The sequence below is a fragment of the Haloarcula salina genome (assembly GCF_049603855.1).
In the GTDB taxonomy this organism is placed as follows: Archaea; Halobacteriota; Halobacteria; order Halobacteriales; family Haloarculaceae; genus Haloarcula; species Haloarcula salina_A.
On record NZ_CP187149.1, the window covers coordinates 44,933 to 58,869 of the forward strand.

At 55.5% G+C, this 13,937-nt stretch carries 14 protein-coding genes and 1 pseudogene; 4 read left to right on the forward strand and 11 right to left on the reverse strand.

Features of this window, described 5'->3' with window-relative positions; translation table 11 throughout:
- Window positions 1-8 precede the first annotated feature (8 nt).
- The 6 genes from ACOZ4I_RS19400 to ACOZ4I_RS19425 form a co-directional block, all read right to left on the reverse strand.
- Window positions 9-239 (reverse strand): hypothetical protein, encoded by a 231-nt coding sequence (locus tag ACOZ4I_RS19400; RefSeq protein ID WP_424005536.1) that lies wholly within the window; start codon window positions 237-239, stop codon window positions 9-11.
- Complete coding sequence (locus tag ACOZ4I_RS19405) at window positions 236-1,786, reverse strand: TrkH family potassium uptake protein (protein WP_424005538.1); 1,551 nt, start codon at window positions 1,784-1,786, stop codon at window positions 236-238. Before ACOZ4I_RS19405 ends, ACOZ4I_RS19400 begins: the two co-directional genes overlap by 4 nt.
- Before the next feature lie 60 nt (window positions 1,787-1,846).
- Window positions 1,847-2,533, reverse strand: a complete 687-nt coding sequence (locus ACOZ4I_RS19410) for a potassium channel family protein (RefSeq protein ID WP_424005540.1) — start codon at window positions 2,531-2,533, stop codon at window positions 1,847-1,849.
- A gap of 5 nt (window positions 2,534-2,538) precedes the next feature.
- Window positions 2,539-4,878, reverse strand: coding sequence for an amino acid permease (locus ACOZ4I_RS19415; RefSeq protein WP_424005542.1), 2,340 nt, complete (start codon window positions 4,876-4,878; stop codon window positions 2,539-2,541).
- Window positions 4,879-4,939: 61 nt separating this feature from the next.
- Complete coding sequence (locus tag ACOZ4I_RS19420; protein WP_424005543.1) at window positions 4,940-5,359, reverse strand: universal stress protein; 420 nt, start codon at window positions 5,357-5,359, stop codon at window positions 4,940-4,942.
- Window positions 5,360-5,362: 3 nt separating this feature from the next.
- Window positions 5,363-5,818, reverse strand: coding sequence for a zinc ribbon domain-containing protein (locus tag ACOZ4I_RS19425; protein WP_424005545.1), 456 nt, complete (start codon window positions 5,816-5,818; stop codon window positions 5,363-5,365).
- Window positions 5,819-6,239: 421 nt separating this feature from the next.
- Between ACOZ4I_RS19425 and ACOZ4I_RS19430 the strand changes: the two genes are divergently transcribed.
- On the forward strand, window positions 6,240-6,983 hold the full coding sequence (locus ACOZ4I_RS19430; RefSeq protein ID WP_424005546.1) for a winged helix-turn-helix transcriptional regulator: 744 nt from the start codon (window positions 6,240-6,242) through the stop codon (window positions 6,981-6,983).
- A 107-nt stretch (window positions 6,984-7,090) separates the two neighbouring features.
- Here the strand turns inward: ACOZ4I_RS19430 and ACOZ4I_RS19435 are convergent, their stop codons facing one another.
- From ACOZ4I_RS19435 to ACOZ4I_RS19445, 3 genes are all read right to left on the reverse strand, one after another.
- Window positions 7,091-7,447 carry a hypothetical protein gene (locus ACOZ4I_RS19435; RefSeq protein ID WP_424005548.1) on the reverse strand — a complete coding sequence of 119 codons (357 nt, stop codon included), beginning with the start codon at window positions 7,445-7,447 and terminating at the stop codon, window positions 7,091-7,093.
- 263 nt (window positions 7,448-7,710) lie between these two features.
- Window positions 7,711-9,042 carry a Trk system potassium transporter TrkA gene (gene trkA, locus ACOZ4I_RS19440; protein WP_424005550.1) on the reverse strand — a complete coding sequence of 444 codons (1,332 nt, stop codon included), beginning with the start codon at window positions 9,040-9,042 and terminating at the stop codon, window positions 7,711-7,713.
- A 203-nt stretch (window positions 9,043-9,245) separates the two neighbouring features.
- Window positions 9,246-9,530, reverse strand: coding sequence for a helix-turn-helix domain-containing protein (locus ACOZ4I_RS19445; protein WP_424005552.1), 285 nt, complete (start codon window positions 9,528-9,530; stop codon window positions 9,246-9,248).
- 220 nt (window positions 9,531-9,750) lie between these two features.
- Here ACOZ4I_RS19445 and ACOZ4I_RS19450 point away from each other — a divergent pair, with 220 nt between their 5' ends.
- A complete protein-coding gene (locus ACOZ4I_RS19450; protein WP_424005553.1) occupies window positions 9,751-10,431 on the forward strand; it encodes a helix-turn-helix domain-containing protein in 681 nt (226 codons plus the stop codon).
- A gap of 90 nt (window positions 10,432-10,521) precedes the next feature.
- Window positions 10,522-10,890 carry a DUF7344 domain-containing protein gene (locus ACOZ4I_RS19455; RefSeq protein WP_424005555.1) on the forward strand — a complete coding sequence of 123 codons (369 nt, stop codon included), beginning with the start codon at window positions 10,522-10,524 and terminating at the stop codon, window positions 10,888-10,890.
- A gap of 389 nt (window positions 10,891-11,279) precedes the next feature.
- On the opposite strand, the gene ACOZ4I_RS19460 is transcribed toward ACOZ4I_RS19455, so the two are convergent.
- On the reverse strand, window positions 11,280-11,699 hold the full coding sequence (locus ACOZ4I_RS19460) for a hypothetical protein (protein ID WP_424005557.1): 420 nt from the start codon (window positions 11,697-11,699) through the stop codon (window positions 11,280-11,282).
- 251 nt (window positions 11,700-11,950) lie between these two features.
- Between ACOZ4I_RS19460 and ACOZ4I_RS19465 the strand changes: the two are divergent.
- Window positions 11,951-12,171: pseudogene (locus tag ACOZ4I_RS19465) on the forward strand (hypothetical protein).
- 534 nt (window positions 12,172-12,705) lie between these two features.
- Here ACOZ4I_RS19465 and ACOZ4I_RS19470 read toward each other — a convergent pair.
- Window positions 12,706-13,677 carry a hypothetical protein gene (locus ACOZ4I_RS19470; protein WP_424005558.1) on the reverse strand — a complete coding sequence of 324 codons (972 nt, stop codon included), beginning with the start codon at window positions 13,675-13,677 and terminating at the stop codon, window positions 12,706-12,708.
- Window positions 13,678-13,937: the final 260 nt, after the last annotated feature.

Sequence of the window (13,937 nt, forward strand, 5' to 3'; positions counted from 1 at the left end):
GGGGTCGCTCACTGGTCATCTGTTGAGGTCGGTGATTCCTCCTGTATCCCTTGATACAGAGTGTACGTGACGAATACGGCGAGATATACGATCGCGAGGGCCTCAGTGAATAGCGACCGACCAAGAACGACGATCAACCCAATGACGAGTGGCCCAACGAGAAGGAGTGAGTCGAAGATCCGGTCATCCGCACCAACCTCGAACACGTAAGTGATGACTGGGATGTCACGGAGTTTCATCGGTAGATCCCCCCACGCTTGAAGATCGTTCGGAGCATCACGAGAACCGGGATGATTTCAAGCCGCCCGATCCACATGTGAAAGAGGAACGCGATCTTCCCTATTGCCGGGAGTGACTCGGGGCCCGTAATCCCCGACGAAAGTCCCACGTTCCCTTGGGCGCTAGCAACCTCGAACACGACGTTGGCGAGTGAGTACTTCTCGGACGGAAGTATGAGCAGCAACAGGAAGGTACCGACGATCAGGAACGTAATCCAGAGGACGACGATGATCGCCGCTTCCATGAATTCGCGACTCGCCTCTTCCTCGTTCAGTCGGCGGCCGTTGATTTCCAGTCGCCGGACGGCAGTCTTGGGATAGAACACGTCCGCGATTTGGTGCCGAATCCCCTTTGCGAGCGTCAGCCCTCGGATGAGTTTGATGCCACCCGCCGTCGACCCAGCCGCCCCGCCGACGAACATGCCGAACGTTACCGTCAGCTGGGCGTACGACGGCCACCGGCCGAGTGCGACGTTCGTCGTGTCGACGGCCGTCTGGAATCCGGTACAAGTGGCAGCCGAGACGAACTGGAACAGGCCGTAGCGCAGAGCAGCAAAGGGTGTCTCGTAAGGGCCAGCGAAGTAGAGGAATGCCCACAGAAGCAGCGAGCCAATTCCCATGTAGCCGAACACCCATCGGGTCTGGAGATCCGAGTAGAAGTTCCGCAGGTCACCCTGCAGGATGAGGTAGTGAACGGGGAACGCGATGCTCCCTAGCAGCATGACCGGGATCAACACGAAGTCTATTGCGACGCTATCGTAGGTGGCAATCGAGTTGTCCGTGATCGAGAACCCGCCGGTCGCCAGGCCGGTCATACCGTGATTGATCGCTCCCCAGATCGGCATGCCCGCCAGCCACAGCGCGAGGATAGAAACGAACGTGAACAGGATGAAGATCCACCAGATCGTCCGTACTGTCGAGACGATGCTCGGGTGGATCTTCTCCGAGCGTGCCTCGCTCTCGTAGAGTGTCAGCGAGCCACTCCCGGGCCGTGAGAGAATCGCCGTCGTCAGGACAATCACGCCGACGCCGCCAACCCATTCGGTGAACGTCCGCCACCACTGGAGTGTGCGTGGAAGGACTTCCTCGTTGTCGGTCATCGTGAGTCCCGTGCCGGTGAATCCGCTCATACTCTCGAAAATGGCGTTAAGCGGCTCGGTGAACGCTGCGAGGGTCGCCGTCTGCGTGGGAGTCGCGAACCCGGGAACTCCGAGCTGAACGCTCCATGCGATCAGGAGGAACGGGAGCGAACCAAAGAGGCCCACGGAAAACCAGCCTGACGCCGCGACGATCATCCCATGGAACCGACCCGGGGCTTCCGCATTCTGGAATCGTCGATAGAGCATCCATCCGAGTCCCAGCGGGATTAGCGCCGAGACGAGCAATGCCGGGAGCGCATACAACTCGCCCCAGACGATCGGCACGACGAGCGAAATGAGTATCACCCCCCCAAGCGCCTCCAGGATGCGACCGAGGTCCCGACCGACTGTTTCGACAGAGCCGTTCATACGTTCTCTTTGGTAGCGATCAGACAGGTTGCAGTTATCCCAGCATTCATCATCGTCAGCTCACTCGCCGCTGTCTTCATAGTGACCAAAGATATCAGTAATCTCCGGATCAGCACCAACGCCGGAGTATACAGTCAGTAGATCTCCCTCCTTGATTTCCGTGTTACCCCGCGGCGTGATCGGTTTCGAATCTCCTTCGCGTTCGATCGCTACAATTAGTATCTCGTCGGAGACTAAGCCCGCCTGTGCGGCTTCATGGAGCGTCTTCCCCGCGATTGGCGCCTCGTCAGTGACCGTAATCTCGAACACTTCAGCGTCCTCTCCGATCCGCATGTAGTCGACAATCGCAGGCCGAGCGACGGCCCGGTACAGATACTCAGCGATGAGTTGCTGAGGATTCTGCATCGTGTTCACGCCAATCTGCTCAAACAGCCCCATGTGCTCGGGATTGTGGACGACCGAGAGGATCGCGGGCACCTCGAATTCCTTTGCGAGGAGGCAAGTCATCACGTTCGTCGCGTCCTGATCGGTCGTCGAGATGAGGGCATCAGCCTGGGCTGCCCCGGCATCCTCCAACGTGTCCTTCGACGTGGCGTCGGCGTTCAAAACGAGACAGTCGAATTCGTCGGCAGCTCGATTTGCTCTGGTCTCGTCGCGCTCGATGACGACGACCTCGTTCCCGGACTTGGTCGCAATATCGATGAGCGGCGTGCCGATATCCCCAGCACCGATAATGATGATGTACATCGTGATTACACCTCCAGTCGCCGCAGGAGCGCTTCACGGACCGACATCGCCGACTCCGCTGGGCCGCGAGCCATCACGACCGTCTTGTCTACTTCTTCGCCGATGGTCTCCGGAAGTGATCCGAACACTGCCTGCGAAATCGTGCTGGTTCGAGTTGCCCCAACACAGATCATATCGTATTCCGCTGCCGCGTCGAGAATTGCCTGTTTGGTATCCTCTGCAACTCTAATCTCGGTTTTGTAGGACATATGTTGGATTCCTGCGCGTTCAGCTAATTCTTCGATCACCGCTTCACCGCGCTCGGTAGGGGAGTTCTCCTCGTCAGGATCGGTTTCCGGTGACTGTGCGTTAAGCAGTGTCAGCGAGGCGTCGTCAGCCGCTGCGACGAACTCCGAAGCTCGTTGAGCTGCAATCGGCGCATGTGGACCTCGTCCGGCGAGAACCATGATCTCATCCTCGCCATGCCCACCTTCGGGACCGAGCTTCACGAGCGTCGCATCACATGGTGCACGCCCCACGACGGGGTCGATCGTCGATCCGAGAACGTGCTCACGCCGACTCCGGGTCCCCTGCCAACCGAGGAGAACATGATCTGCGTTCTCCTCCTCGATGACATCCAGAATGGCTGACCCAGCATTGCGGCCGACGATCGCCCGCGTCTGGAGACCGATATCGAGATCGGCAGCGATGTCGCGAGCGGAGTCCAGCAGCTCCTGTTGCCGTTCGACGCGTTCTTCCTCGAATTCGAGGTCCTGTGAGAGCGACGTCTGGCGGGGGACCTCGATGACGTTCACGGCGATGACCTCGGCGTTTTCGTCTTCGTGGGCGTGTGCGCTGGCCGCCGCCATCCGGAGCAAGTCTTGCTCGGTCTCCGGGTTCGCAACCGGAACGACAACTCGGTAGCGGTCGTCACCGTTCGCGACTACCGTTGGCTCGGGGGCGATCGCCTCGCCGACGAGGCTCTCACTCAGGGCACGATCTCGCGCGTAGAGATAGTACCAGCCGATGCCGAAGGCGACGAGAACCGTCCCAATGGCACCGACTGGCGTCGGTGTGACGGGCAGGGCAAGTTCGACCGGTCCGAGCGTGACGACAGCCGGGGCGAACTCGACCGACATCTGGACGAGGACGGCCAAACACGCTAGCATCCCGACGACCGGGACGACTGGATACAGGATCGACGGGATCTTGAACGCCGGATCGTACGCCTCTGGATTCGCTCGGCGTAGGACGACGACAGTGACGTGCACGAGAGCGTACGTGACGAGGTACATGAAACTCGCCACCTCGGCGAGCGTCCCGATCCCGACGCCGATAGCGATCAGCACGAGCGTGATAATTCCTGTTGCCGAGATTGCTCGGTAGGGCGTCCGGAACCGTTCGTGAACATCGTTGAGCCAGTTGATGAGAATCCGGTCCCTCCCCATCGCGAAATTGACCCGAGCGGCCGATAGGATGCTCGCGTTCGCACTCGAAACAGTCGCGAGGACCGCACCGACGATCATCGCGAGCGCGCCGAGCGATCCCATAAATTCGGTTGCAACGTCGGCTACCGGGACTTCGGACGTTGCGAGCGCCTCAATCGATAATGTGCCCGTCGAGACGAACATCACACCGACGTACATCAGCGTCGGCGTCACCACCGACGCAATCATCGCGAGCGGGAGGTTTCGACTCGGGTTCTTGATCTCCTCAGCGCTCGTCGCAATCACCTCGAAGCCGATGAACGTGACGTAGACCGTCCCGATCGTGGCCGCGACAGCAGGCCACCCGTTCGGATTGAATTCGCCGATGGTCGGGCCACTGATGAAACCCAGCCCGAGGAAGGCCACGATGAGGCCGACGAGCGTGAGGACGATGACGTTCTGCAGCGAGCCGGTCTCCTTGACGCCGTAGTAGTTGACAGCGGTCAGCAGTGCCGCCATCACGAGGGCAGCGACAGTAATCCCGACCTGGCCCCAGCCAGCGAGGAAGCCGACGTACTGGCCGAGCCCGGGGAGGAGATACTGGCCGAAGCCGATCATATAGAACGCCGACGCGAAAGTGAGTCCAGCCCACATTCCCCAGCCAACGATACTCCCGAAGAACGGGCCGAGCGCGCGGTTGACGTAGTAGTAACTGCCGCCGGCTTTCGGCATCCCTGTCGCCAGCTCTGAGAGGGACAGTGCCGCTAACAACGATACGAGTCCTCCTGCGAAAAACGAGATCATACTGGCGGGGCCCGCTTGCTCGGCAGCGATGCTCGGGAGGACGAAAATCCCAGCCCCAATCATCGTCCCGAGGCCTATCGTGTACGCCTCGAGGAAGCCGAGGTCGCGCGCGAGTTCTTGATCAGCCTCACTCATCCGGGATCACCACCGCCGGGGGCGTCGATCACTGTGCACATCGGTGATTTCAACTTAGACATCATTCGTGTGTGGGCTCTTCTGGAAGTGCAATCACCGGCCGATCTGCGTCTGTGACGAGCTTGAGTGCCGTATCCCCGGACAGGAATTGGACGAGGCGGCTGCCGCCCCGTGGTCGAAACGCGATAGCGCTGGCATCGACGTCAGCTGCGACATCGACGATGGCACTGACCACGTCCCGGCGGTAGGCGGCTTCCGTTTCGATCTCCGGAATGATCTCTCGAAACGCCACAAACGCGTCCGCTGCCCGTTGCTCGGCCTGTTCGACGGAAATCTTGTCAGGAACCCCCTCTCCTTTCTCGATGACGTGAACAACAGTTACGCGGTCATATTCGTACGCGTCGAGTGCCCGTGCGGTTTCTCGTGCATCCGCTTCGTTCGCAACCGGGACGACGAGATGTGCTGTGAGTGAATCTGGCATAGGTTATTCCTCTGTGTCAGAATGGGCGATATCGTCACTACCACAATGCGGGCAGGTATCGACATCGTCGGCGAGCGTTCGTCCGCAGGATTCACATCGAGTCTGTGCGCTATTGTGGACATCCCCAAGATACGCCCAGTGCAGCGATTCCAAGCCGTCGGGCTGAGCCTCCCGTTGCACGTGATAGAGGGAGGTTATCTCCGTATTCACGCCGTCACCATCTGGGTCGGGTGGGTGTTTTTCTACGATTGCGTATGCACCGTGGTTCTCGATGGCGAGAATCTCCCCTGCCGCGTTCGCCTCGATTTCTTCTTCGATAGAAGTTCGTAGCGCGTTGATGCGCTGATCGATGTACGACAGGAGAGATTTCAATTCCGGGAGCTCCAGCGCGTCGATCCGCTGAATCAACTCCTCGGACAGATCGTCAGGTGGTGTGGGCCCTTCATTCGAGTTTTCCATCGGCTTACCTCCGCCCGGGTGGAACTGTGAAGTCGTCCGGTCTGTGTGCCCATCCAGTCAAGAGAAGCGATAGTAGCTGTTTGCATCCGGATCCCCTACAGGTATGCCGGCGGACCATTCTCTTCCCCGAGTCATTCAGCGACTTCGTTATGGAAGCTGGTGCGGTGAAGATTGTCTCTGGAGTCATACACAGGAATATATTTTGAATTGGTAAATAATCTCCGTATTTGCAAACGATAGTCTCCTTACATACCTACATAATTTTCCATTCGTTCGAATAGGAAGTTAGTGGCTCTATCGCGGATTTTCCGTGGTTGAAGAGAAGATACGAAAGGATGGGTGATGAGGCAACATCAATATCACAAACAGATACTTATCGATAATATAAAAGAGTCTTCGGAGTCAATGGCGCAGTATAAATATGCCCATTCAAATCGATTCAGTCGACGAGCAGATCCTGTATTATCTGTCCCAGGAGGCTCGACACACCTCTGCGCCGAACATCGCAGAGAAAGTCGACGTCTCGGCACCGACGGTGCGTAACCGGATCCGACGCCTCGAGGAAGAAGGAGTGATTCGAGGATACCACGCCGATATTGATTATCAGAAGGTTGGTGGGCGGCTGACCAACCATTACGTCTGTAGTACAGGGAATCGGGACCGTGAGGAGATGGCCCAGCGCGTTCTCGATGTCCCGGGCGTGATCAACGTCCGAGAGATTATGTCCGGGAAAGGTGGCCTCCGGATTACGGCCGTCGGGAGGGACACCGATGCCCTCACGCGTATCGCGCAGGGGATCACGTCACTCGGAATCGAGATTGACGACGAGGACCTGGTCCACAAAGAGTATTTCCGCCCGTACGCCCCATTCGGGCCTCGCGACGAAGAGGGAGCCTCACCAGTAACTGGTGTCGCGGGGCTTGCAGGCGACGCCAACGTCGTCGAAATCATCGTGAGGGAACAGGCCCCAATCGCCGGGAAAACGCTCAAAGAAGCGAACGAAGCGGAACTCATCCCCTCCGACGTGCTTGTCGTCCAGATCAACCGTGACGAGGGGACCATCACTCCAACGGGAGAGACGTTGATCAAGGAGGACGATTTCGTCACGATCCATTCCCGTTCAGGCGTCGCTGAAGAGACACTCGAAGCCTTTACTGGTGACTGACGAACCCATCGATTGTGGGCGCTTTGAGAGTGTCGTCACGGGGGTGGCGTTCGACTCGCCGAACTGCTACAAAGAATCAGCAGAACCCGATGACAGGGTAGTGCAGCTTATTCTTCGTCGGAAACGACCTTCCCCAGGAACGTCCAGTGAAAGTGTGTGCCACCCTCGGGACGAGGCTCTTCTCGGACGTGATAAAGATACGGACCGTGCGGGCAGTCGTCACAGCCCTCAGTACATGAATACTGTTTCACAACTTCGGTGTAGCCCTCGTGTTCGGTCACCCGAATAATGTCTTCTCCTGGCCCTGGCTCGATTGGCGAACTACTCTCCTCTTGAAATTGGAGCAATTCCTGTGCGTGAATAATCGTGTTTCGGAGTTCGTCGGGGGTGAGTTCGTTTAGTTCTGCAACGACCCGGTCGGGGATCCCTTCCGGAGGGGTCGGCGCGTCCGAAGAATCAGTCATAGTAGGAGATTCGTTCTTGACATACATAATACGTTGCCGACCACAGAGAGTGTGCTGAACCGAAATTGGAGAGACAAAGACCGCTCACTCGCTCCAGTCCGGATCGATGAAGACCGTGATACCGATGGACAGGAGAAAGACAACAATAGCCTCTCCGTAGAGGTAGCTGTATCCCAGCGGAATGGCATGACGATGGCGAGATTGACGTCGTTCTTCTACAGGCGGAACAGGCCGAATGCCTGGGGGACAAGCCCCGAGGCGGTTCACAGTTTATTGCTAGCCTCCTCCAGTGAGGCGATTGCAACGAATATCACCACATGGTCCCCACGCTTAACAATAGTATCGCCCCGAGGACTGATCAATTCTCCGTCACGGGTGATCGCTCCAATAACCACGCCATCTGGAAGATCACTGACTGACTCACGGATTGGCCTGTCCACAAGAACGCTCTCTTCATCGACTTCGATTTCGAGAACTTCTGCACGGTCGGATTCGATAATTGCGACGTTTTCAGCCTGGTGTTCCCGGGTAAAACGTGTTATTTCCTCAGCAGTTGCCTCACGGGGATTGACTGCAACGTCGATGCCAACCTCCTCAAACAAATCGACATACCCACCCGAGTCAACGACGGTAACAGCTCGCTCGGCGCCAAGTCGCTTGGCGAGTAGGCCCGCAAGTAGATTCTTTTCGTCGTTATCGAGTGCAACGATTACAATGTCAACGTCATCGATTCCTTCCTGTTGGAGGAAGACACGGTCGGTTGCGTCAGCCTCTAGTACCGTAGTTCCATCGAGTGATTCAGCGAGTTCCAGAGCTCTGTCTTGATCCTGTTCGACAAGTCGAGGTTTCAGTCCGCGTTCCTGTAAGAGACGAGCGGTGTGATAGCCAACATCACTCCCCCCAACAATGAGGATATTGGGTTTTCCTTCGGTGTCGGGGACAAGTTCGTGAGCGAAGATTTGAACACTCTCGGGACTTCCAATAACGATCACATCATCTCCCGGCTTTAACACAGTGTCTCCGCGAGGTATGATGACGCTGTCTGCACGCAACACCGCCGCAAACGTAAGTGACTCGTAGCGATCGGCTTCTTTGACAGTTACGTTGGCGACCGCACTCGACTCCGAGATTTCGAATTCGGCCATCTGAACGACCCCATCCGCGAACACCTCAACGTCTTGTGCTGCCGGTAAACCGACGACTCGTGCAATAGTCTCAGCAGTCAGAAGATTCGTCGCGACCATATGATCAATACCAAATGCACGCTCCGATCGCTGCCACGTCCGCAGATATTTCGCGTTCTTGACTCGGGAGATAGTGAATGTCTCGGAGACCGTCATCGTGGTGCTACAGGTGACGATGTTCGTCTCGTCGTCGTCCGTGCTGGCGATGAGAATATCTGCCTCGTCGATGTTGGCATCCTCTAGAGTATCAAGGTCCGCCCCATCGCCTTCGATACCGAGAACGTCAGTATCATACATCAGGTTCTCCACACGAGTACCATCGATATCGATGACGGCGACATGGTGGTTGTCAGCAAGACTGGCAGCGATTGCTGACCCAACTTCACCCGCACCCACAATTACGACGTACATCGGTGTCCCTTCAGATCAGACATACTAATTTGATTTACTGGGGAGGGTGAAGTGCATTTCCCTCATGCGCCTCACTGAGGGGTGTTTTCCCACGGTGGTCAATCGCTCGCTCCAATGCGGGGAGAGCGTAGGTGAGCAACTTCCCAGATGCTGGTGGTGTGGTCATTCCACGTTGTCATCTAATTCTAATAGCTTCCGGAGAATCAGTCCGTCGAGCTTGTAGAGACACTCTGCGATCGGGCTGTCGCCGTTGAGCTGGTACCAGGTATTCGGACCGGTTTCGCGTGTTTCTCTGACGATCCGTGGTTAATCAGGAACTTGAGATGATTGTAGGTCGTGGAACGTGCGATGCCCGCCTGCCGAGACACCTCAGAAATCGAGAGGCCGTTCTTCCGTTCGTTAACGAATACGGTCAGGAGTTTCGTTTTCTCTTCGGTAAAGAATTGCATCAGATGGGCGTCATCGGCGAACACCGGATCAGAGCCCATATCTTTTGAAGAGCTGAGCTAGATAAGTACTTTCTTAGTGGTTCAAGCGGCGTCACAATCGAATTTGGGAGGGTTATACAACATTCACATTGTGTTGGCTTCAACAGTAGAGAATGAATCAGCCACTCGGTAGACTATGCATTCAATGTGCGTGGGTACCCCTCGCGTGCTACAACGGTACTACTACCTTCACCCCAATGATAGGTAGAGTATGTCTATCATGGTTGAATTCACCATCGCGACTGAGCGGTTTGAACTCGGACAGATGATCAGTGAAAAGAGTGGGTTAGATGCTGAACTCGAACGGATTATTCCAACCGAAGAATGCGTCATTCCGTATGTCTGGGTCACAGGACCACCGCTACAGCTGGATGAGTTACAAGAAACGTTGCGTCAGAGCGACGAGGTGTCATCATTCACAGCACTTGATGAGCTGGTTGTTAATGGAACTGACAAACGTCAGCAATTGTTCCGCATCAACTGGGTGCTTCCTGAACTCGACATCATCAGGGGAATCATCAACGCCGATGGCGCGATTCTCGAAGGACAAAATACCGACGGATACTGGCTACTCCGATTTCGGTTTTCTGATCACGAACAGGTCGCGCAGTTTTATCAGTACCTCACCGATGAGAATATCACGGATTTCCAGATTGACAGCATCTACGAACTGGAAGCCCGATCCGAACGTGGCAAGGTGTTTGATCTCACACCCGAACAGCGAGAAGCAATCACGCTCGCTGCCCAACGCGGGTATTTTAGCACACCCCGAAAGGTTACGCTCACGGAATTAGGGGATGAACTCGACATCAGCGAACAAGCATTCTCACAACGTCTCCGCCGTGCGACAGAGGAAGTCATTCACTCGGCACTCAACATCCCCCACATCGAAATCGAGTAGTTGGCCTTGATTGAGAGCCTGTTCTAACAAGGTTGTTCCAACAGTTGGCTTGATACCATCCTATGTAGCTATATCAGTATGTCAATACCAATGGACGAACAAGTGTGTTCCAAGGAGTCGCTCGCTGACAGACGACATCGCCACCTTCTGTACTGTCTGTACATGTACACACCGCCGTTGACCCTCCCAGATATCGCTGATCAACCTACAGTCTGGGAATACAGTGGACGGGGTGACGACTATTTCCAAGAACGCCTTGACATCTACGATAGCCTGTACTACGACCACCTTCCGGTCCTGCAATCTGCTGATATTGTCACCTATGAACAGGGCAACGACATCGTCAGACTTGGTCCGACTGCCGAGGAATATCGTTCACTCATCGAGACAGAGTTCAAGACGGAGATCGCAGGGTTGGTAAAAGGTGAGCGCCAGACATTCGAGTCGCTCACTCAGTGAGGTGTATCAACACTACGTCCGCGGGCCGATTTGATCTATCGGAGGGTGCCAACACTGCTTCGTTCTGCTGACCTGAGAGAATCGAACCGGAAAATCCCACCCAGAACCCCACTTGGAGCGGATGAGTTCTGAATCGGTTCCCTATTGGGGAAGGAGCAGCGGTCAACTGTCCCCGAAACCATGCTTGTCAGAGGCACGGTAATCGCAATCTCCTTCCCCCACACAATAATTACTATTCTGTTATGTGTGAAGGTTATCCTTGTTATGACATCCTTTTTTTATTATTTGGTAGTTGTATCAAGTGTATTGAGTTATACAGTCCGATCTGAGGGAATTAATGATTCAAGTCAGTGCCGACCTATGGTAACCACACACGATCTGTTGATTGTTCAGTCGTCAGCCAGAGAATCCCGAGCGGTACCGCCTCCTGGTGCTGATTGTTCCTGGGTGAGCGTTTTGTACAGCATGATTAGCATGGAGGTAATGAGCGCAAGTCCCCAGAGGAACGCGGTTGGCATCAGGAAATTTAGCCCAGCTCCTTCGCCGATCCAGACGACACCCGGAACCCCCCACTGACCTGCGATGAACAGGGCTGTAACAGCGGTGCGGAGCTGACCTGTGACTCCAATGGCGGGGACAGCAAACCCCATCACAATTGCGAGAATGGATATGACTCCGAGGTGTGCGTGCCCGCCAATCATCCAGCCAGGGACACCGGTGCCATCTGAGAGTAAAATAAACTGGTACAGACCAACCACCATCATCGTTGCAAGTCCGAGGAATCCGCTTGCTTTGAGCGGTTTTGTCATATCCGAATGAAGCGATATTTCCCTGACTATTAAGAGTTGGTGAATAAATATTAGTATTCAACATGTAATCGCTGAGTCTCCGAGTGAGACCAACCGATGAACCGCTTCACAGTGTCAGTAAATGAATTTCGTTGCTCTTGTTCGTCTTGATGCGTTCATACACACTATTGTCCAAATGGGATTCATCCTCAAGTCCAAAGTCAGTCACGTGTGGTGGCCTTCCGCGCCGGCGAGCGGTGAGGCGCCTTCCAATGGATCAACAGTTCAAGCAGGGTTACCGGATGCATCGTATGCTCAGCAATCTCAGACGGCTTGACGTCGACCAGTTGGACGATGCAGATCAAGAGCGAGTCGAAACTGCGGAACCCTCTTAGAAGAAGTGAGTCTCCTCACACGGCCAGACAACAGAAACGGGACAGGACCCACCCAAACTCCTAGCTGGATGGCCGTCCACGTCAAGGGGCACCTCTAGAGTCAGTTTATCTCCCCCCAAGATGGATGCGGGGCGATCCAGGTGCAGTCGCCTCTCGAGGTGATTATACATGGGATTTCGTCGATCGAGACGTTGTCTGGACTCTGTTATTGACTCACTGGAAGGAACCTCTGAGAGCTTTCGAAGGAGTCCTCACCCTCTCTAGGGGCACGAAAAAACAGGTCGCGAAGTCACGCTGTCGGGAGGTAGACGCTCTGCTCGCCGGCGTGCTTTTTGAATTAGATGGCTCTGCTGAAATCCTTAAAGAGTGATGGGTTCTATTCCGGTGCGGTCAGTACAGGGGATCCACGGCTCGCTCAAGATACACAGATGGTCCGGCGAAATCTCGTCAACACTCTCCAGCCGCCGTATCTCAAACGGCCCTGTGCAGAGTGCTGGAAACCAGATCTCGAGGAGTTTCTGGGAAAGGATTTCGATGGTGGACCTGATGAACCCGAATTCACTCAACCAGGGTGAGCTGTGTCCTACTGCCCTGATTCACCCAACTTTCGATCGAGTGGAAGGGCGACGAAATCAGCGCCGACGCCAGGCGATGTATCCACCTACTGCAGCAATACCGACCACGATGGCAGCTATCGACTGATAGACTGTTGACGCGGGATTCCTCCGTGAGTTCCAGTCTTCCATCCAGTCCTCTTCGAGTGATTCGGACCGGTCTTGGACGTCATCCAACGCAAAGTCGTCGAGACCAAGTGCTGCGGTTTGGTTTGCAGCGACAGTCGACTCGTTATGAACCCGCCAGAAGTGTTGTGCCGTCTCGTTTCCGCGTTCAGGGACAGACGAGACGTTCATCGCGATGGTCTCACTGGTGCTGGCCACCTCGCTGAGGGGCTCGGCAATACTGTCGAATCCGAGATGATCCGAAACGTCGTTTTTCGCGTTGAGTGTCGCCGCGTACTGAGCGTAGAGCCGCTGCGGATCGACATCAGTTCCGTTCTCCCGCTGCTCGAGCAGGTCAATGAGGGTTGTCGCATTCGATCGGTACGCGGCCGAAGCGTTCTCGAAGGAGCGAAGTTGCGGGTGCAGTTCGCGTGCTGTTTCGTTGAATTCGGTGATCTGGGGTGCTGCCTCGACTGACGCGTTATAGACCGTCGTCCCGTTTTCGCGGACCGTTTTCATCCGCTCCATGTACACGAGCGTCTCGTTGATCGCAGTGGCCGTCGATGATACGTTGGTTGCTGCCGTGCTGGTGTTCTGTGACGTCGTACGGAGTTGACTGATGTCCTCCGCTCCGAGGTCTTGAACGGCCCGTCGTTGTGCGAGTGCTGTCAGGACCGCTTCAGCAGTCGATTCCGAGGTGACACGCTCACCATTCGTGTAGATGTCGATGCCACTGGCCCAGGAGAAGACGTTCTTGTGTTCGTAGACGCTGTACTGCTGTCCGTCAACGGTGATGTCCGCAATATGGGTCGTATTTTGGTCCAGCAGTACTGGCTGGGGATCTGACGCTCCCTGCGCAAGGGCGCCCATTGGCGTTGCGCCCATCAGGAGCATTATTACAACAAGACTGGTAACCAGTTTTTGTCCGTTCATCGTCTATGTGTAACATTACGGTACACCGATAAGGAAGAAGATGGAGAGTTACAAATGGCGAAACTGTGGGGAGTCACCGAGATGCTACGTACTTTATGCTGACCTGGCTTTCGGGGAATGAGAATTGTAACGAAGGAGTGTGATCATCTCTGCTCACGATCCGGTAGCATAGCTTAGCTTCAAGGATTGAAATGGATTGTTACCTTCTCACA